Source organism: Paraburkholderia sp. WC7.3g, assembly GCF_050436345.1.
Classification (GTDB): Bacteria; Pseudomonadota; Gammaproteobacteria; order Burkholderiales; family Burkholderiaceae; genus Paraburkholderia; species Paraburkholderia podalyriae.
In genome coordinates, this window is the sequence record NZ_JBNDMA010000001.1 from 1,721,863 (window position 1) to 1,740,646 (window position 18,784).

At 62.6% G+C, this 18,784-nt stretch carries 12 protein-coding genes and 1 pseudogene; 8 read left to right on the forward strand and 5 right to left on the reverse strand.

From position 1 onward, the window contains the following. Window positions 1–11 precede the first annotated feature (11 nt). The 3 genes from OKW43_RS08000 (at window position 12) to OKW43_RS08010 (ending at window position 5,482) form a co-directional block, all read left to right on the forward strand. The gene (locus tag OKW43_RS08000; RefSeq protein WP_187637317.1) at window positions 12–518 is read left to right on the forward strand and encodes a (2Fe-2S)-binding protein; all 507 of its coding nucleotides are present in this window, start codon (window positions 12–14) and stop codon (window positions 516–518) included. Then, window positions 515–4,171: a molybdopterin cofactor-binding domain-containing protein gene (locus OKW43_RS08005; RefSeq protein WP_429446416.1), complete on the forward strand. Its 3,657-nt coding sequence runs from the start codon at window positions 515–517 to the stop codon at window positions 4,169–4,171. Before OKW43_RS08000 ends, OKW43_RS08005 begins: the two co-directional genes overlap by 4 nt. Before the next feature lie 102 nt (window positions 4,172–4,273). Further along, window positions 4,274–5,482: an ABC transporter substrate-binding protein gene (locus OKW43_RS08010; RefSeq protein ID WP_187637266.1), complete on the forward strand. Its 1,209-nt coding sequence runs from the start codon at window positions 4,274–4,276 to the stop codon at window positions 5,480–5,482. A 44-nt stretch (window positions 5,483–5,526) separates the two neighbouring features. Here the strand turns inward: OKW43_RS08010 and OKW43_RS08015 are convergent, their stop codons facing one another. Continuing rightward, entirely contained in the window at window positions 5,527–5,778 is a 252-nt protein-coding gene (locus tag OKW43_RS08015) for a hypothetical protein (RefSeq protein WP_187637267.1), read from the reverse strand. Window positions 5,779–5,976: 198 nt separating this feature from the next. Between OKW43_RS08015 and OKW43_RS08020 the strand changes: the two genes are divergently transcribed. Then, window positions 5,977–6,501: a DUF6496 domain-containing protein gene (locus OKW43_RS08020; protein WP_187637268.1), complete on the forward strand. Its 525-nt coding sequence runs from the start codon at window positions 5,977–5,979 to the stop codon at window positions 6,499–6,501. A gap of 25 nt (window positions 6,502–6,526) precedes the next feature. Here the strand turns inward: OKW43_RS08020 and OKW43_RS08025 are convergent, their stop codons facing one another. Next, the gene (locus OKW43_RS08025) at window positions 6,527–7,855 is read right to left on the reverse strand and encodes an aspartate aminotransferase family protein (protein ID WP_429446421.1); all 1,329 of its coding nucleotides are present in this window, start codon (window positions 7,853–7,855) and stop codon (window positions 6,527–6,529) included. Window positions 7,856–8,038: 183 nt separating this feature from the next. Here OKW43_RS08025 and OKW43_RS08030 point away from each other — a divergent pair, with 183 nt between their 5' ends. Continuing rightward, window positions 8,039–9,454, forward strand: a complete 1,416-nt coding sequence (locus OKW43_RS08030; RefSeq protein ID WP_429446424.1) for a PLP-dependent aminotransferase family protein — start codon at window positions 8,039–8,041, stop codon at window positions 9,452–9,454. A gap of 736 nt (window positions 9,455–10,190) precedes the next feature. Here OKW43_RS08030 and OKW43_RS08035 read toward each other — a convergent pair. Then, window positions 10,191–11,624, reverse strand: coding sequence for a UbiA family prenyltransferase (locus tag OKW43_RS08035; protein WP_429446427.1), 1,434 nt, complete (start codon window positions 11,622–11,624; stop codon window positions 10,191–10,193). A gap of 872 nt (window positions 11,625–12,496) precedes the next feature. Between OKW43_RS08035 and OKW43_RS08040 the strand changes: the two genes are divergently transcribed. Genes OKW43_RS08040 through OKW43_RS08050 form a run of 3 tightly spaced genes read left to right on the forward strand, consistent with a single transcriptional unit; the run spans window position 12,497 to window position 15,204 of the window. Next, complete coding sequence (locus OKW43_RS08040; protein ID WP_429446430.1) at window positions 12,497–13,309, forward strand: hypothetical protein; 813 nt, start codon at window positions 12,497–12,499, stop codon at window positions 13,307–13,309. A gap of 9 nt (window positions 13,310–13,318) precedes the next feature. Further along, window positions 13,319–14,341, forward strand: a complete 1,023-nt coding sequence (locus OKW43_RS08045) for an IS30 family transposase (protein WP_429445436.1) — start codon at window positions 13,319–13,321, stop codon at window positions 14,339–14,341. Window positions 14,342–14,361: 20 nt separating this feature from the next. Continuing rightward, a complete protein-coding gene (locus OKW43_RS08050) occupies window positions 14,362–15,204 on the forward strand; it encodes a hypothetical protein (protein ID WP_429446433.1) in 843 nt (280 codons plus the stop codon). A gap of 52 nt (window positions 15,205–15,256) precedes the next feature. Here the strand turns inward: OKW43_RS08050 and OKW43_RS08055 are convergent. Together OKW43_RS08055 and OKW43_RS08060 are read right to left on the reverse strand one after the other, a co-directional pair. Beyond that, a pseudogene (locus tag OKW43_RS08055) lies at window positions 15,257–16,479 on the reverse strand (ISL3 family transposase). Between the two features lie 344 nt (window positions 16,480–16,823). Next, window positions 16,824–18,482, reverse strand: coding sequence for a hypothetical protein (locus OKW43_RS08060; protein ID WP_429446436.1), 1,659 nt, complete (start codon window positions 18,480–18,482; stop codon window positions 16,824–16,826). Window positions 18,483–18,784: the final 302 nt, after the last annotated feature.

Here is an 18,784-nt window from a genome sequence, read left to right on the forward strand (position 1 = left end):
CTCGCATCATGATGAACCGCGCCGCGCAGCTCGTGCTGAGAGTGAACGGCGCGACGCATGTGGTCAATGCGGTGGCGCAGACGCCGTTGCTCTATCTGCTGCGCAACGATCTCGCGCTGAACGGGCCAAAGTTCGGCTGCGGCCTCGGCGAATGCGGAGCCTGCACCGTGCTGCTCGACGGCGTGCCGACGCGCGCCTGCGTGACGACCGCCGAAGTCGCGCTGGGCCGCGAGATCACGACGCTCGAAGGGCTCGGCACGCGCACCGCGTTGCATCCGGTGCAGCAGGCGTTCATCGACGAACAGGCCGCGCAATGCGGCTACTGCCTGAACGGCATGATCATGACCGCGAAGGCGCTGCTCGATCGCGATCCGCATCCGGCCGTCGCGACGATCCAGCGCGAGCTGTCGCGCAATCTGTGCCGCTGCGGCACCCATGTCGAGATCGTGCGCGCGGTGCAGCGCGCGGCGCAATTGCTCGCCGCGCAGACCGACGTGCAGGACGGAGCGCGCGTATGACCGGGCCCGACTTCAGCATCGATCGTCGTGGCGCGCCGCCGTCGCGCAAGCAACTGTACGACGCGCAGAGCGTGCTGATCGTCGCGCGGCCGCCGCAGGCACCGGTCAAGGCCGCGGCTGGCCAGCCGGGTTCGCGTTCGTCGTTCGTGCCGACCGAGGCCGAGCTGTTTCTGGCCGTGCGCGACGATGGCAGCGTGGTCGCGTTCAACGGTCACGTGGACCTTGGCACCGGCATCGGCACCGCGCTCGCGCAGATCGTCGCCGAAGAACTCGATGTGCCGCTGACGCGTGTGTCGATCGTGCTCGGCCATACCGGCGAAGCGCCGAACCAGGGACCGACGATCGCCAGCGTGACGATCCAGATTTCAGCGGTGCCGCTGCGGCAGGCGGCAGCGCAAGCGCGTCAGTATCTGCTCGCGCAAGCGGCCGCGCGCCTCGATATTGACGCGAGCGATCTCGACGTGCAGGACGGCCGCGTGTTTGCGCGCGATGGCGACCCGGCGCAAGGCATTCACTATGGCGAGCTGATCCAGGGCCAGCGTGTCGAACTGCTGCTGTCGAACGATGCACCTTTGAAACCGCCACACTCGTACCGCGTCGTCGGTAAAAGCGCGGCGCGTGTCGACATTCCCGCGAAGGCGACCGGTGAGCTGAGCTTCGTGCACGACGTGCGCGTGCCCGGCATGCTGCATGGACGCGTGGTGCGCCCGCCTTATGCGGGTGTCGCGCAGGGTGAGTTCATCGGGCATAGCCTGTTGGAAGTGAACGAAGCGGCGATTCGCGACTTGCCGGGCATCGTCAAGGTGGTCGTGATTCGCGACTTCGTCGGTATCGTCGCCGAGCGTGAGGAGATCGCGCAGCAAGCGGCTCGGCGGCTCGACGTGCGCTGGAAAACGGTCGACGGCCTGCCGCCGCTCCACACGAGCGAGCAGGTCGAAGCGGCGTTGCGCGCGAATCCGGCGACGCGGCGCGATCTGGTGCTCGACGGCGACGTGGATGCGGCGCTCGCCCAGGACCCGGCCCGCACGCTGGAGCGCACCTATGTTTGGCCGTTCCAGATGCATGCGTCGATCGGCCCGTCGTGCGCGGTCGCGGACTATCGCAACAGGGACGGCGAAGGCGCGACGCTGAAAGTCTGGTCCGGCACACAGAACCCGCATTCGCTGCGCGCGGATCTCGCGTTGCTGCTGGCGCTCGACGAAGCACGCATCGACATCGTGCGGATGGATGCGGCGGGCTGCTATGGACGCAACTGCGCGGACGACGTTGCCGCCGACGCCGCGCTGCTGTCGCGCGCGGTCGGCGCGCCGGTGCGCGTGCAGCTATCGCGCGAGGACGAACATGCGTGGGAACCGAAGGGCGCCGCGCAGTTGATGGACGTACGCGGCGCGCTCACCGCCGAAGGCGAACTCGCCGCCTACGACTTCGCGACGCGCTATCCGTCGAACGACGCGCCCACGCTCGCGCTGCTGCTGACCGGCACGATCCCCGCGCAGCCGCAGGTGTTCGAGATGGGCGACCGCACGGCCGTGCCGCCGTACGACTATCGAAGCATGCGCATCGTCTGCGACGACACGCCGCCGATCGTGCGCGCCGCGTGGCTGCGCGGCGTGTCCGCGTTGCCGAACACGTTCGCACACGAGTCGTTCATCGATGAACTCGCCGAGCAGGCTGGCGTCGATCCGGTCGAATTCCGCCTCGCGCATTTGACCGACCCGCGCGCGATCGACCTCGTCAAGGCGGTCGCGGCGAAAGCCGGGTGGGAACCGCGCGAAGCCGCGTTCAAAACGCGCGGCGCACACGACCAGGACGGCGACATCGCGCGCGGCAGGGGCATTGCGTACGCCCGCTACGTGCACAGCAAATTTCCGGGTTTCGGCGCGGCATGGTCCGCGTGGGTCGCCGATGTCGAAGTCAATCGCAACAGCGGTGAGCTCGCGGTCACTCGCGTGGTGGTCGGCCAGGACACGGGCACGGTGGTCAATCCCGACGGCGTGCGTCATCAGATTCACGGCAACGTGATCCAGACGACGAGCCGCGCGCTGAAGGAGCAGGTCAGTTTCGGCGACAACGCGGTGACGAGCCTGGAGTGGGGCGCGTATCCGATCCTGACGTTCCGCGAAGTGCCCGTGATCGACGTCGTGATGATGCCGCGCCACGGCGAGCCGCCGATGGGCGCGGGCGAATCCGCGTCGCTGCCCGGCGCGGCCGCGATCGCCAACGCGCTGTACGATGCGACCGGCGTACGTTTCCGTCGTCCGCCCTTCACGCCGGAGAAGATTCGCGCCGCGCTCGCCGACGCGCACGCGCAAGACAAGGCGGCGGCGCGCCGCAAAAAGCGCTGGCGGCGCGGCTTGTTCGGCTTGTTGGCCGCAGGCGCGGCGGGCGCGCTCGGCTGGGTCGGCGCGCTGTCGTTCGCAGCGGTTTCCAGCGCGCCGCTGGCGCTGACCACGCCGCCACTCGCGAGCGCGTTCGCGCCGGAACTGGTCGCGCGCGGCAAGCTGCTCGCGTCGCTCGGCAATTGCGCGGTTTGCCACACCGCCCGCAACGGCGTGCCGAACGCCGGCGGCAAGCCGCTCGCGACACCGTTCGGCACCGTCTACAGCACCAACCTGACGCCCGACGGCCAGACCGGGATCGGCCACTGGTCGCTCGAAGCGTTCGTGCGCGCGATGCGGCACGGCATCAGCCGCGACGGTCATCGGCTGTATCCGGCGTTTCCGTACACGTCGTTCCAGAATATCTCCGACGACGATCTGCACGCGCTCTACGCGTACCTGATGTCGCAAACGCCGGTGCGCAACCGGCCGCCGGAAACGAAGCTCGCGTTTCCGTTCGGCGTTCGTCCGCTGATGGCTGCATGGAACGGCCTGTTTCTCGGCCGCACCGCGTTTGCCGCCGACCCCGCGCAAAGCGTCCAATGGAATCGCGGCGCGTATCTGGTGAATGGACTCGGCCATTGCAGCGCCTGCCACACGCCGCGCAACGCGTTCGGCGCCGAGAAGACCGGCGCGGCGTTCATGGGCGGCGGCAGCGCCGAGGGCTGGCAAGCGCCCGCGCTGTCGGCGTTGTCGACTGCGCCGGTGCCGTGGAGCGAGGACGAACTGTTCCGCTATCTGCGCGACGGTCACGCGCCGTTGCACGGCGTCGCGGCCGGGCCGATGGCGCCCGTGATCGGCGATCTCGCGGCGCTGCCCGACAGCGACATCCGCGCGATGGCCGTCTATCTCGCGTCGCTCAATCCGCTGGAGCCGAACGCCGATCCGGCCTCGAGCGCGCGCGACTACGAGCAGGCCAGCACGATGACAGGCGCGCCGGTCACGGCGGGCGCGCGGCTTTTCGACGGCGCGTGCGCCGCGTGCCATCACACCGGCAGCGGGCCGCAACTGTTCGGCGCGCATCCGTCGCTGGCGCTGAATACGAACCTGCATGGCGCGACACCGGACAACCTGATTCGCGTGATTCTCGACGGCATCGGCTCGCCTGCGCGGCCCGAACTCGGTACGATGCCGGCGTACCGCGACAGTTTCAACGACGCCCAGGTCGCCGAACTCGTGTCGTATCTACGCGCGCAGTTCGCGGGCGGCAAGCCGGCATGGCAGGACGTCGCCGCGAACGTGGCCAGAATCCGCGCGGAACCGCGCGAGCAATGAGCCGCCGGCCGTCGTCCAGAGGTGCGCATGTCGGCACGCTTGCAGGTCCGCACGTTCGCACGTCCGACCAAACCAGCAGTCCTTCTGATAACGGAGAAACGCATGACCACGCGCGCAGGATGGATCTCTCGCCTCATGGTGTCGACCGTGTGCTCGTTCGCCGCACTCGGCGCGAGCGCACAGCAGACCATCAAGATCGGTGAGATCAATAGCTACAAGGCCCAGCCCGCCTTTCTCGGGCCTTACAAGCAAGGCTGGAATCTCGCGCTCGAGCAGGTGAACGCGGCGGGCGGCGTGCTCGGCAAGCAGCTCGAAGTGGTTTCGCGCGACGACAACGGCAACCCCGGCGACGCGGTCCGCGTCGCTCAGGAACTGATCGCGCGCGAGCAGGTGCAACTGTTGTTCGGCGGCTTCCTGTCGAACACCGGTCTCGCGCTCGCCGACTTCGCGAAGCAGAAGAAGATCTTCTTCCTCGCCGCCGAACCGCTGACCGACAAGATCGTCTGGGCCGATGGCAATAAATACACGTACCGTCTGCGTCCTTCGACCTACATGCAGGTCGCGATGCTGGTGCCCGAGGCCGCGAAGCTGAAGAAGAAGCGCTGGGCGATCGTGTATCCGAACTACGAGTACGGGCAATCGGCGGTGGCGACGTTCAAGAAGCTGCTGACGGCCGCGCAGCCGGACGTGCAGTTCGTAGTCGAACAGGCGACGCCGCTCGGCAACGTCGACGCCGGCGCCGTAACCCAGGCAATCGCCGATGCGAAGCCCGACGCGATCTTCAACGTGCTGTTCGGCGCCGACCTCGGCAAGTTCGTGCGCGAGGGCAATACGCGCGGGCTCTTCAAGGACCGCGCGGTGGTGTCGCTGCTGACCGGCGAGCCCGACTACCTCGATCCGCTCGGCGCCGAAGCGCCGAGCGGCTGGATCGTGACCGGCTACCCGTGGTATTCGATCGATACGGCCGCGAACAAGCAATTCGTCGACGCGTATCGGGCGAAATATCACGACTATCCGCGGCTGGGCTCGGTGGTCGGCTATTCGGCGCTGATGTCGATCGCGGACGGGATCAAGAAGGCCGGCTCGACGGACCCGGACAAGCTTGCCGCCGCGTTCAAGGGGCTCAACGTGCAGACGCCGTTCGGGCCGATCATGTACCGCGCGCAGGACAATCAGTCGACGATGGGCGCGTATGTCGGCGTGACCGGCGTGAAGGATGGCAAGGGCGTGATGACGTCGTACCGCTATGTGGATGGCGCGAGCGTGCAGCCATCGGATGCCGAGGTGAAGAAGCTGCGGCCGGCTGATTGAGGACGGGGTGCGCGGCGCTGCGTCGTGACTGCCGCGGCCAAAAACTACTCTTCCGCGTCGTGCTCCGAGACGAAGCGCTTCAGATAAGCGAGCACGGCGGCTTCCATCGCGCGATGATCGGCGGTGTTTTTCGAGCCCGCGTTTTCCTCATCGCCGAATAGCGTGGACGGCGCGTTGTGCACATCCACTTCCTGCCCCTCGCGAAACAGGCGAATTTCGTGGACGTCTTCGACGTATTCGGCGATCCAGTGCACGCCCTCGATATGTGCGCCAGCGCGAACGGTAGCTGTCTTCATGGCTGTCTCCCATGCACCGCAGTCGACCCGGGGCAGCGCGTTTAGCGCCGATGCCGGGCTCATCTCCATACCATACGCCGTCCCGCGGACGCGCGCGAGTCCCGCCGCCCAACTGACGCCGAACCGTGACGCGGATGGCCGCTCCGGCACGCTCGTTGCTGAACGATATAACGTCAGATCCACAACCGGAGATCCGTCATGCCAGAGCAGAAAACCTTGAAGCGTGCCGCGGCCGATAAACGCGCCGGTAAGTCAGCGAGTACGCAAGCGGGAGAGTTCGTCAAGGAGCAGGTGGACAAGGTCCGCGCCGGCAAGCACGGCGTGCGCTCGCCGAAGCAGGCGATCGCGATCGGGCTGTCCGAGGCGCGTCGCGCGGGCGTCGACCTGAAGCCGCCGAAGAAGGGGGCGGCGAGCGAGGCGACCCGCAAGAAAGCGCAGAAGGACAGCGCGGCGGGCAAGCATGAAGGCGCCGCGAAGAAGAGCGCGAGCAAGGAGTCGAGCGCGAAGCGCGCGCGTGTGTCGGAGAGCGTGCTCAAACGCGAGAGCAAGGCCGGGGCGTCGTCGGCGGCGATGTCGAAGCAGGCGAAGTCGGCGGCGGCCAAGCGGCCTGCCGCGAGCCGCTCGGCCGCTGCCAAAAAGGCCGCGGCGACGAAGGGCGCGGCTGGACGCTCCGCTGCCGCGAAGAAGGCTGCGCATACGCGGGCGTCACGCTCGCATCACTGACGTTGCGTCGCGCGTTCGGGCCTACTTACCGGACGGTCTCCAGCACCTCACCCACCGTCCGGAAGAGCCGCGCGATCTGCTCTTCGTCGATGATCAGCGGCGGCGAGAACGCGAGGATGTCGCCAGTGAAGCGGATCAGCACGCCCGCCTCGAAGCATTTGACGAACGCCTCGTAAGCGCGCGCGCCCGGCGCGCCGTCGCGCGATTCGAGCTCGATGCCCGCGACAAGGCCGAGGTTGCGCACGTCCTTCACGTGCTTCGCGCCGCGCAGCGCATGCGCGGCGGCTTCAAACCTCGGTGCGAGGCTGGCCGCGCGCTCGAACAACTTGTCGCGGCGGTACAGATCCAGCGTCGCGATGGCGGCCGCCGCCGCGGCCGGATGCGCCGAGTACGTGTAGCCGTGGAACAGCTCGATCGCGCCCTGCGCGCCGCTGCCCACGACCGTGTCGTGGACCGTGCGGCTCGCGGCGACCGCGCCCATCGGAATCGACGCGTTGTTGATCGCCTTCGCCAGCGTAATGAGGTCGGGCGTGACGCCGAAGTATTCGCTCGCGGTCGCCTTGCCGATGCGGCCAAAGCCCGTGATCACCTCGTCGAAGATCAGCAGGATGCCGTGCTTCGTGCAGATCTCGCGCAGTTTCTGCAGATAGCCTTGCGGCGGAATCAGCACGCCGGTCGAGCCGGCCACCGGTTCGACGATCACCGCGGCGATCGTCGAAGCGTCGTGCAGTGCGACGATGCGCTCCAATTCCTCGGCCAGATGCGCGCCCCATGCGGGCTGGCCCTTCGAGAACGCGTTGTGGTCGAGGTTGTGCGTGTGCGGCAGATGATCGACGGCCGGCAACAGCGCCCCCGAAAACGTCTTGCGATTCGGCGCGATGCCGCCGACCGAAATCCCGCCGAAGCCGACGCCGTGATAGCCGCGCTCGCGTCCGATCAGGCGCGTGCGCTGAGCTTCGCCTCGCGCACGATGGTAGGCGAGTGCGATTTTCAGCGCGGTGTCGACCGATTCGGAGCCCGAGTTCGTGAAGAAGATGCGGTCGAGCCCAGCCGGCATCAGTTCGGCGACTTTCGTCGCCGCTTCGAACGCGAGCGGGTGGCCCATCTGGAAGGTCGGCGCGAAGTCGAGCGTCGATAGCTGCTGCGTGATCGCGGCGACGATTTCATCGCGGCTGTGGCCCGCGTTCACGCACCACAGCCCGGCGCAGCCGTCGAGAATCTCGCGCCCGTCGGTGCTTCGGTAGTACATGCCCTTCGCCGATTCCAGCAGGCGCGGCGCTGCCTTGAACTGGCGGTTGGCGGTGAAGGGCATCCAGAAGGACGACAGGTCGTCGATGACGGGGCGCGAAGTCATGGCATCTCCTCGAAGGGGCGCGGTTGGGGCTTTTAGCGTAGCCAAACTGTAGCGTCCGCGGTTTAATGGCGGCATAAACAGTTGACGAAGTGTGGTGCCAACTGTGCTGGCGGATTCGCGCGAACTGTCCCGGTGGGCGGGCCGTCCGGAGTCCGCCTTCTTCCCTGGCTTTTCACCCGGAACATGATCGAACTGGACCTTCAACGCGACCGGCGCGCGGCGCCGACGCTCGTCGAACAGGTCGTGCAAGGCTTCGCGCGCGCGATCGACGCGCAGTCGCTGCGCGCGGGCGCGCTGCTGCCATCGGTGCGGCAGCTTGCGCAAAGCCACGCGCTGAGCACCTTCACGGTGACCGAGGCGTACAACCGGCTCGTGTCGATGGGGCTCGTGGTGGCGCGGCGAGGCTCCGGCTATCGGGTGGCGGCGCGCTCGCCGTCGATACGAGCGGCCGTCGCCGACTGGCAGCCGCCGAGCCTGACCGCCACGTGGCTGCTGTCCGACGTGTTCGCCGATCATTCGGTGCCGATCAAGGCCGGCTGCGGCTGGCTGCCGAGCGAATGGATCAACGAGAGCGGGCTGCAGCATTCACTGCGGGCACTGAGCCGGGTGCCTGCCGCGCGTCTCGGCGACTATGGTCATCCGTATGGCTTCGCGCCGCTGCGCGAGCGCATCGCCGAGCAACTCGACCGGCGCGGGCTGCCCGTCGAACTCGCGAACGTGCTGCTCACGCAGGGCGCGACGCAGGGTCTCGATCTGATCGTGCGCACGTTGCTGCGCGCGGGCGATGCGGTGATCGTCGAGGATCCCGGCTACTGCAACCTGCTGCAGATCCTGAAGCTCGCCGGGCTGGTCGTGCATGGCGTACCGCGCACGCCGGCCGGCGTCGATACGGACGTGCTCGCGACGCTGGTCGCGCGGCACAAGCCGAAGGCGATCTTCGTCAATACCACGCTACAGAATCCGACCGGCTCGAGCTTCGGCATGTCGGCCGCGTTCCGCTTGCTGCAGATCGCCGAGCGCGAACGCATCTGGGTGATCGAGGACGACGTGAGCCGCGAACTCGCGCCGGCCGGCGCGCCGCTCCTCGCCGCGATGGAGGGCCTGCAGCGCGTGCTGTACGTCGGCGGCTTTTCGAAGACGGTGACGCCGGCGTTGCGCTGCGGTTACGTGGTCGCCGAGCAGGCGGTACTGCGTGAACTGGCGCGCACGAAGATGGCGGTGGGGCTGACGTCGTCGGAAACGATCGAGCGGATCGTCGACAAGGTGCTGGTGGAAGGGCGTTACGCGCGCCATGTCGAGACGGTCAACGAGCGGCTGAAGCTCGCGCACGCGGCGCTCGAAGAACGGCTCGACGCACTCGGGCTCGAAGCGTTTCACCGGCCGCGCGCGGGGCTCTTCATGCTGGTGCGTCTGCCGATCGAAGCGGAGCGCGCCGCCGAGGTCGCGACCGCCGCGCTCGCGCACGGCATCTGGCTCGCGCCGGGCTCCTACTTCCGTCCCGACGACGCGCCGAGCGCGTGGTTCCGCTTCAACGCGCCGTATTCGACCGACGACGCGTTGTGGCGCTTCATCGAGCGAGTCGGGCAGGGGACGTGGTAGACGTGTAGCGACACAATAAAGTCCGTACTTTCCTGAGCGGCCCTTCCTCAAACAATTAACTTTGTACCTTTGGTTATATCGCGAACTGGAAATGCGCGCTGAGCCTTCACTGACAACGGTCAGCCGAGTGGTGCGCGGGCATCCGCCCGGTGATCGCCGAAAGCTTCGAGCGCATCTATCGACGGAACTGCCACAATCTCGGCATATTCACCTCGACGGACTTCGGTCTAATCGATCGCATCCGGCGAGACGAGGACATTCCGCTCGAGGAGTTCACGCGCGGGGAAGATGTACTTACGGCGGAACTGATTCGACGCGGCGGACCGTTCCGGCTTACCGAGGCAAGACGAGCGGGCTGGCGGGCTCGACTGACGGCGGCGGGGCAACGCCCGATGACCTATGCTGAGAAAATCATCGCGAGAGCGAGCGGCTGCGCCGAGGTGACATCAGGACAAAGCGTTTTTGCGCGCACAGCCTGGCGCTATGCGCACGAATACGCGTCGCCGACGTCGATCAGTTTCCTGCGCCGAGAGTGCGGTGACAGGATCGAACTGCACGACCCCGGCAGAATCGTCCGGCCCGAGTCAGGTATGGCTCGCCAGTCCCTCCACCGTCGCGGCGAGTGCAATCGCCGGCAGGATCATGAGTTTCGAGCAATTGCGTGCGACGACTCACTGCAGCTGGGTTCATACAAGAGGCGATCGGTCGATGCAACGGATAAAGAGCTAGCGTTTGATCAAATCGCAAAAAGGACTGCGGCTACGCAAAGCATCATGATGACCAGGCTAGAACGGTTCCTGAACGCATACACGATCGGGTCGTCATGCATCTGCCCTCGGAAAGCTACCATCCAGACGCGGCTGATCCAGTACAGCACGAGAACAAAGAAGATCCAAAGCCTGTGGGGATGACGATACAACCCCGTGACGGCGGCAGAATTCATGTAGAGCGCAAGAACGAGCACCGCGACATAGCCCGCTGCGGGTCCAAACGAGCGCACGATGCTCATGTCCGCCGTGAGATAACCTCGGCCAGACGTGGAGTCCGTGCCCTGCCGCTGCATTTTGTCGAGTTCGGTATAGCGCTTCACCAACGCCAGACTGAGGAATATCATCACCGAGAACATGATTAGCCAGTCTGACGGCACGACATCGACCGCAGCGCCCCCAGCCACGATGCGGGTGGTATAGAGCGCAGCGAGCGTGAAGACATCTACCAGCATCACCCGCTTCAGGTGGAAGGAATAAGCGAGTGTCATCGCGACGTAACACGCTAGCACGAGCTGAAACGACGGCGGCAGGAAAACCGCGAGGCTCGCCGACGCCAGCAACAGGACGAACAACATGCCAATTCCGCTAACAAGCGGCAACTCGCCTGAGGCAAACGGACGTTTGCACTTGCGACTATGGCGCCTGTCCGCGTCGAGGTCGAGCATGTCATTCAATATATATACCGAAGACGCACAGAAGCAGAACGAAAGAAATGCGATCCCGGCAACCTTCAGTGCGTCGAAATTCGTGAAGCGATGCGACGCAAGAAGCGGCACGAAGATCAACAGGTTTTTCACCCACTGATAGACGCGCATTTCCCGTACGGCCAGCCTGAAGAGAGACCGTTTGTTATCGAAGATGACCGTGGTTTGATTCACCTTCCGCGCGGCCGCCTGGATGCTCTTTCCTCCAACGACGATCGCCGTGCGCGCCTGCTTCCACACCGGCAGATCGGCTCGCGCGTTTCCGCAATAGTCGAATCCTTGTACGCCAAACTCCGCCGTCAAAGCCGCCGCCTTGTTCGTGCCTGACAGATTGATCGACTCGTTGCTCGCCATCACGCCTTTGAATAATCCGAGGTGAGATGCGATCTCTTCGGCAAACCGTTGATTGCCTGCAGTGCAGAGATAAAGGTCGCGGCCGGCCGCGCTCTCTTTCTTCAGGAAGTCGATCAGGCGTCCGTTGTACGGCAGCAGTGACACGTCGATTGCGGCCCGCGCGGCTATCTGCGCTTTGAAATATCCCTTTCCACGCAGCAACCATTCCAAACAATAGAGCAGATAGAGCGGATTTCGCCTGACGAGAGCGAGGAACGACTCGATCAGAAGATCGCTGTGCGTCAGTGTCCCGTCCAGATCAACGCAAAGTGGAATGGCAGCCATGGTGACCTCGATGGACATAAATCGTCATCAACCTTCCAGACTTTAAGCAATGCAAAAGTCGCATTGACCGGCTGGATCAGCACGCGAGCGCAACGGGCCGCTGCCGCGACTCATTTCTGCGTCGTCGCCTCGGTCGGGCGCTCAACTTTCATGGCGTTGTCAAGGAGTCTGGCGAGCGCAATCGCCGGCTCTGCCAGCCACGAACATCTACTGATGCCAGTGAATTTCTGTACTTGAGAAGCGCAACTCCACGTGGAACGCGCCTTACCGCAGTGAAGGGTGGGCGCACGTTCCCTGCATGAAGATCGTGATCGTCATTCACTCGACCCTTGTCTGACCGCATCGACCTGTCGATAGGGTTAGCACGACAGATTCGTGGGCGGACAATGAAGCCAATCGCTGGCTATCGCTTATTCGCTGCGTTGCAGCGAACCGTTGGCGTCTGAAGCGAGCATAGACCTGCCGGGTCTGACCGTTGTGACAGCGGCTTGGAGTGTGGTGATATTGGCCGATAACGTCGAACACTCTCCGCGTCTGGGTCCACGCCTCGACTTTCCAAGCACCACCCATCGAGCTGCGCAATTTGTGCGGCGCTCCGACAGCAGAAAAGTGCCTCGGCGGTCCGCGCAATGCGAGCTTGCCCAGCGCCACACAGATGCCCATAATCGGCACTGTTCGATTCGCTGTCGTTCCTCTTCTACTTCGTTCATCCCAACCCCGGCGTTGCGTTGTGTCGTCGTGGGCATGCTTCGACGGTCAGAGTGATGACCTTGGTAGCGTGCGGGCATGCGTCGACCGACGAGGGTCTCCATCAACCGGAGAAGGCCCGTATGTCCACGATGACGAATCAAGCCATTCAGCGTGTGAGCTCCACGCGGAGATCGATGAGGATGCAAGCCGCCCTCGAGCGTGTGAACTGGACGCAGTTGTGCGACCAGATCCTCATCTTCGTATTCGGCTCGTCGCTATATGCAGCGATCCTCTACAACCTCGACATCAATAGCGGCGTGCTGGCAGGAATCTGGGCGTTCGCCATCGTTGTAGCCGTCGTCATCTATGGCTATGTTTCTCGTTCCGAATGGCGCACCACGATCGTTACGATATTATTCATCGCGGTGGTGTTGTTTGCGTTTGGATTCCTGCGAGAATTCAGTTTCGACGGCTTGAACTATCACGTCGCGACACCGCTATCGATAGACCACACCCTAAACGGCGTTGCCGATACCGACGCACTGGGCGGAAGCTTCTGGGCCGCACACTACCCCAAAGCATTTGAGTATTTTGCATACACGGCCAAGGTTCTGACTTCACGGTTCAACAGTGGAAAGTCATTTACGCTATTGCTCAGTGTCCCTGCCTGCGTTGCTCTGATGGGTTTGCTCCAGTCAGCGGGAATATCTGCCAGAGCTTCACTGATCGCTTCGGTTGCCAGCGTTTACAACCCGGTAGCGCTCGGCCAGGTGACGAGTTTTTATGTCGACGCTGCGCATTACTACTGCTGGGCCATCTTTTCTGTCAATTTGCTTTTCGCGCTCAAGCGTAGGCCTTATTCCGGAGTTCAACTAGGTATCGCACTCGTGCTTCTGATCGGCTCGAAGCTGACAGGACCCGCCTTTGCCGCCATCTCGATTGCTGTTTTCTTCACGGCGGAGTTTATTGGCGGGGCGCGATCAAATTTGAAGTGCAACACCTTGCTCGTGTAAGGTGTGCCAATGCAAAAAAGAAGTTACCAACAACTGCAGCCTGAAGAACGCATGACGATTGCAAGCATGAAGCAGCAGGGTTCGAGCGTTCAGGTCATCGCCCGAACACTCGGGCGCGCGGCGTCAACCGTGAGCCGCGAGCTGACCAGGAACACGTGTTCTGCCGTGGGCTATGCGTCTGCACCAGCGCAGGCGCTCAGCACGAGCCGACGCGAGGCTGCGCGCCCGTGTCCCAAGCTGCACCCTCAAAGCGTGTCGTGGCGCGTGGTACTCACCCTGCTGGAATGGAAGTGGTCGCCCCAGCAGATCTCAGGTACCCTCAAGCGCATGTGGCCCAACGATCCGACCCAGCATGTCTCGCACGAGACCATCTACACCGCCATCTATGCCCAGCCACGCGGCGAGCTGCGCCGCCAGCTTATCGCCTGTCTGCGCCACGGCCACAGCACGCGTATGTCACGCAAGCGGGGCACTGACCGGCGCGGCCAGATCCCCGACATGGTGAGCATCCATGTGCGCCCGCCTGAGGTCGATGACCGGGTGATGCCAGGCCATTGGGAAGGCGACTTTATCAAGGGTGCCGGCAACCAGTCTTCCGTCGGCGTGCTGGTTGAGCGCACCAGTCGCCTGGTGCTGCTGGCGAAGATGGACGACGCCACCGCCGCCTCGGCCCTGGCCGGCTTCACTGCGAAGCTGAATTCGATCGCTGCGCCCCTGCGCCAGAGCTTCACTTACGACCAGGGCAAGGAAATGACCCGCCATCAGGAGCTCAGCGCCGCCACCGGCGTGCGCGTGTACTTCTGCGATCCGCACAGCCCCTGGCAACGCGGCACCTGTGAGAACACCAACGGGCTGCTGCGTCAGTACTTGCCAAAAGGCACCGACCTCTCGATCTACAGCCAGGACGAACTCGATGCCATCGCCGACAGCCTCAACAGCCGACCGCGTGCTACGCATGCATTTCATTCGCCATTCGAGGTGTTCGAACGTATGCTCGCAACCGCTTCCATAACTTCAGCTTCCGTTCATTAACCCGCTGTTGCGCTTCACCTTTGAAACCGCCCGGCGAAAAGAGACGCTTTCTGACTCAGAACCGGAAAGTTATCGGAGAGTTGGTCATCTGGTCTTTTGTCGCTGTCGCAGTGATCGGCTATTCGCCGTACGTGCAGAACATGGTTGCTGGCAAACACATTTTCTACCCCGTGCTGGGCAGCGACAAGGTCGATATCATCGGTGGAAAAGTGTCAGCACACTTTCTTGCAATGAATCCTTTGCAGAGGGTTTTCTTATCGTATTTCTCGCTGCCGCTGGATTGTAGGCCGTGCGAGAACGCGGAGCCTACCTTTGTACCGTCATACGCCCACTTGCGCGACGCGTTTATCGCGCTGCATACGGCTGCTGCGCGTTTCGGCGCGTTCGGACCCTTCTTCGGGGTTATGTTTATCGCGTGCATCGCTTCTTTCTTCTGGAGAAGGAGAGGCGGCGGTGATATTGCGAAAATGTTTCTTTTCGCAACGTTAGCGAGCGTTCTGCTACATCCGCAATCGTGGTGGGCCCGCTACGTCCCGATGTTTTATATGGTCCCATTTCTGGTCATTGCGGGGTTTTCATCCAATCGGAAACTATTCCATGTAGTAGTCGCCTTCGCCGTCGCGAACTCGGTCCTCGCTGCGGCAAGCGTTACGGGCTATATCCTGCTGAAGGAGACGCACTACAAAAACGAGGTGGCTGCAGTGCGCACGATATGCGGTCAAGAACCAATATTGCTAGCATCTTCGGAGATGAATTGGGAAGCGGATTTGCGCGACGACAGTCTCGTTGTTGCGGCGGGAAAGCATCCAGCCAATTCAGGTTGTCTCGTGAACTTCGACGAGATGATGGTCATGAAGAAATAGGCGTCTAGCGCGTAATCTTTGGCTCTTTTAAGAGTGGAGTGGGTAATGCGGCTCACGAGGCATGCTGATTGATGGCCGAGAAGTCGAGCTTGCCGGCGATTAGGAACAACACGGTTCGCATGGTTTTGAAGCTGGCATATCCCCGCGCCTTGCGCTTGGCCGCTTGAAACAGGCCGTTGATCGCTTCAATGAAGCCATTGGTCTGGCGCGTCTGGGCCCACGCGACGATGCCGTCGAAATGACGAAGAATCATGCGTGCGACGTCCTTCATGGGTTCGACCTTGGAACGCATGACGCCGGTGCACCAGCGACGCAACATCTTGGAGACGACGTGGATCTGCTTGCGATCGAGAATCTCGCGCAACTGCTCGCGGTACATCCAGGCACGGGCGGTGCGGTTGGTGGTGTACTGGCTGATCAGCGCCTCGAGATCGGTCAGTTGCACGAGGTTCAGCTTGTCAGCATCCTTGAGCAACGACCAGCGCATGCCCTTCAGTGCGGGATCGGTCTTCTGCTGCTCGCGGCGCACGCCGTCGAGGGCTTTGGACGCGTGCGCAACCACATGAAACTTGTCGAACGTCACGCGTGCGTCGGGCAGATGCTCGTCCACGCCCTTGATGAAGGCGGGCGACATGTCGATGCTGACCGACTGGATCTGTGCAGGCGTTGCGTTGTGTTCCTCCAGGTGCCTGGCAAAGCGTTCGACGACGCCGGCATCCTTGCCTGGCGTGACGAAGACCACGCGCCGCTGATCCATGTCGGCGACCAGCGAGACATAGTCGTGGCCCCGTCGGCACGAGGTTTCGTCAATGGCCACGGCGCTCACGTCGGACAGGTCAGTCGCGGCCACGGCCAGATCGACATACGGTCGCAAATGGCCTTCACGCGATGCCACGACAGGTTCACCAGGCGGGCCACTGCCGCAAATGTCATCTCCCGGCACAGCGTCAGCACGAGCGCTTCAAACAGCAGCGTAAAGCCATCCAGCTTGCCCATCCAGTCAGGCTGTGCGAGCCGCACCGAGCCGTCCGGCAAGCGCACACGCGGCACGCGCACCTCCAGATAACAGTCGAACTGGAAGAAATTCAGATGGCGCAACCGTTTGATAACCGTGTCGTGCACTGGGTGTTCGCCAGGCACCCCGGGGTAGGCAAACCGACTGCCCGCGACAAAGTCCACGGCAATAGTCAGTTCCGTGCCGAAATCGACACCTTGCACATACCACGGCGCCTTGATTCCAAGGGCGGCTTCAAACAGCTGAGTTTGGTTCGTCATAGTTCGCTTGGTCTTGCAGGGCTGGTTGCCGCATTCTGCCGCAACCAGCCCTGCACCAGCTTATTTGCACCACGCGCGTCAAGCGGTCGCTTCGCCGGGCTTGCGCCCGCGCTTGACCCGGCAGTCCACCCACTCGAGATTCGAAAGAAGCTTCTCTCCTTACTGCGGACAGAACCGATCTGCGAACTGGCAAACAGCGGGGCGTCGTACAGCCTTGCTCCTTCGCCCGGCCAGACCGACTGGCCCATTGCACACATCGAATAACATGGGTTCGGTCAGGGTCGGCCGGCCACGGCAGGACGTGCCTCATCGCGACGAAAAGCCCCTGCTTGTGCGAACCGGAATCAAAATGAGCAGGCAACGTAGCGGCCAGGCTGGAACTTCGCCAGCAAAAGAGACCGCATTGAAGGATCAAGTGTCCCTCGCTGGTCGACTTGTAGACCATGCGGGAAGGAACGGAAGCTGAATCCGACAGGAAACGACCTGTCGACAAATCGCTCCAAGTCTTGTCTATTCCTGAACGGTGTGAAATCGAAAACGCAGGACTGCGTCCGTGCATTCTCGATCTTTTTCTTCAGGTTAGAGACGGTATCGGGTACCGAATAGGGCGCCGCCTCGACCCAGATAATCGACGCGCGTTTCGGATAATAAAGCTGATCAAACCCGTCCATGGTTGGGCCGACATCCGGGACACGTAACGAGACGATTACGTCCGCATTTGTGCCCGAATTGCGATAGCGCTCAAGTGCATCGGCAGGCGAGACGTATCGATGATGGACAATGTTTCCTGCCAACGTCGTAATAAATTCCGCCTGCGCAGTAAGCAGGCAAAAGGCCCCATAAATAATGACGGGTATCGCCGGATAATAGTTCGTTCTTGTACGGGTAACCAGCCCGACAAGCGCAGCGATCACAAAAACTAGACCGTAGCTCACAGTGCGCGGCGAATAGATATCGTATTGAGTCAAGGTGCGCAGATAGAACGCGAGCAAAAGGTAGCCTGCGCCACTTAGCGCCAGCAGGCGGCAAGGCTGTGCATCGACGCGTGCCCGGCTCCCCGACGCAGAAGCCCACCCTCGAGTTCGCTTCAAACCCCATAGCAATATCAGCAGCAACGCCCCCGTGATAATAAACTCTTTCCCGACCTGACGGATGAACCTAAACAACAGAAAAACGAAGGTTTCTGCCGCTGGGATACGCGGCATACCGGTAGGAAAACCCGTCGCGACCACATTGAATTTTTGATACCCGAGGAAAAAGATTGCGGCGGCCACGAATGCAGGCAATGCTCTAATGGCCGTCGTTCTGCCGTACGAGATCCATGCCGCAGCGAAAATTACCACGGAAAACGGCGCAAAGAAATATCTCGACGAACATCCGACAATGAGCGTGCACGCTAGCAATACCGCGTACCAGCGTGATGAACCGTTGTGCGCAATTCTGGAGATTGCATAGATAGACGCGCAAAATGCAAGCAAAAATAGATTTTCAGACAATGTGTACTGGTAAAGCTCGATGGTGAACGGATTGACGACGATTAGAACCGGAACCAGCACATTCCTGAAGGTCTTCATCAGGAAGAAAAAGCCGACGAACAGCAGGATAAGGTTAGTGACCTTGCTGCTTACGATCAAGGCGCCTAACTCGGTCGAAGGCGCAGTCAAGGCAATCACCAGCGGATAGCCACAAGGAAATGTTGCAAAGTAGGCGCCCTGCACCGAACAGCCCTGCCCATCTCTGATCGATTGAGCAAGATGCAGGTAATACCAGGAGTCGGGGGTCAGGTAACCAAACGTGCTCGCCCAACCGGCACTGATGCCCAACACCAGGAAAATCGCGGCAGCATAAGCCCACTTCGTCGAATACCAGCGTATGGCGACGGAATCCGTACCCGGTGGTAGCCGATCCTGAGTCCGGTACTCCGGACTGGAGGAACTCGCGCTCTGGCTGTATTGCGGCTGTAGTAAGTCAGCAAGCCGCTCAAGATAACTGACTATTCGCATCCCTATAGTTCCTCCAATGCCGCTCCCGTCGATTCAACCCCTATGCGGCCGCGCCGGTCCGCGGCGCACACGTTGCCGTGGCGAGAGCATCGACACGACCGACGTAACTGGAGCATAGGCAGATTGATCCGATTGTGTCGCTTGTCCACCAAATGGGGAGGCCTGCGTCGCGATCTTTTGAACGCGCACACTCGCCGGAACTCACCGAGCAGCCAGCCGAGGACAACACCGCGTCGAACGGCGCGAACGCCATTGGAAGACCGAAGGACAATCTTGTGCTCGAAGCACCGTCTTCTGTCGCA